This is a genomic window from Rhizobium sp. FKL33, from assembly GCF_005222915.1.
Classification (GTDB): Bacteria; Pseudomonadota; Alphaproteobacteria; order Rhizobiales; family Rhizobiaceae; genus Rhizobium_E.
The window spans coordinates 1-633 of record NZ_STFX01000059.1 but is presented as its reverse complement, the minus strand read 5'-3'; the positions used below and the strand labels follow the sequence as shown (position 1 = coordinate 633).

Below are 633 nucleotides of genomic sequence, written 5' to 3'. Positions count from 1 at the left end.
AAAAAAGCATGATCGGGCATGGGGGCGACGAGGAATGAGATATCCCGCCACCGAAAAGCTTGAGATCATCCGGATCGTCGAGCAATCACACCTGCCAGTCAAGCAAACCCTCGATAAACTCGGCATATCCAGGCCGACCTTCTACCGCTGGTATGATCGTTTCCTGACCCACGGCGTTGAGGGGCTGGAAGACCGGACTTCTGCGCCATCACGGGTGTGGAACCGTATTCCCGACGATATCAGGGATCGCATTGTCACCATGGCGCTGGACCACGCCGACCTGTCGCCGCGCGAGCTGGCGGTGAAGTTCACTGACACGGAAAACTATTTCGTATCAGAGGCTTCGGTCTATCGCCTGCTCAAGGCTCAGGACCTGATCACGTCGCCAGCCTATATCGTCATCAAGGCCAATGACGAGTTCAAGGACAAGACCACGCGGCCGAACGAGATGTGGCAAACCGACTTCACCTACCTGAAGGTCATCGGCTGGGGATGGTTCTACCTGTCGACCATTCTCGATGACTTCTCGCGATACATCATCGCCTGGAAGTTGTGCGCCAGCATGAAGGTAGACGATGTCACAGCCACGCTCGACCTGGCGCTGGCCGCCTCAGGCTGCGACAGGGTCAAGGT

1 protein-coding gene is annotated in these 633 nt (G+C 57.0%); it reads left to right on the top strand.

The window, feature by feature from the left end:
- The coding region (locus E8Q41_RS25080; protein WP_137158301.1) for a DDE-type integrase/transposase/recombinase at positions 1-633 on the top strand (633 nt) is incomplete at both ends.